This window comes from Vibrio sp. 1069, assembly GCF_033340555.1.
Genome location: NZ_JAWOWP010000583.1, coordinates 1 through 607 on the forward strand (window position 1 = coordinate 1; position 607 = coordinate 607).

At 43.8% G+C, this 607-nt stretch carries 1 protein-coding gene; it reads right to left on the reverse strand.

The window, feature by feature from the left end:
- Positions 1-297 precede the first annotated feature (297 nt).
- Positions 298-607, reverse strand: a 310-nt coding sequence (locus R7040_RS27885; protein WP_318097806.1) for an OmpA family protein, incomplete at its 5' end; no start/stop codon positions are given.

Here is a 607-nt window from a genome sequence, read left to right on the forward strand (position 1 = left end):
AACTTAGAAATCCTCACTTTTATGGGCCGACTCAACAGCATCGATCTGAAGTAATCCACTCTCGTACTTACACAACTTAAAAGCGCTTCAGACACATTTCGCTTCACTGCTAAAAATGATTTCGAGAGTTGAACCTCTATCGAACGCAAAAAGAGAACCCGTCATCAACCGGTTCTCTTTTTTTGTGTCCACCATTCACAAATTAAGCGATACAAAATGAACAGATAAAAAAGCCCCGAAGAGCGAACTCTTCGGGGCATTCAGCTTTAGGCTGCTATTCTACGGTCGGATAGGAGCTTATTGCTGAACTTGGTATTCAAACTCAGGTACAACGATTTCTACGCGACGGTTTTGTTGACGACCTTCACGAGTATCGTTTGATGCGATTGGGTTGTTTTCACCTTCACCGCGAGCTTGGATGCGTGATGCATCGATGCCTTTTTCAACTAGCGCGTTTGCTACAGACTCAGCACGTTTCTCAGAAACTTTTTGGTTGTATGCTGCAGCGCCTGAAGTATCTGTATAACCAACTACTTCAACCTTCGCTTGTGGGTGCTCGTTTAGGAAAGCAACTAGGTTGTCTAGTTTAGAAGCGCTTTCTGGTTTA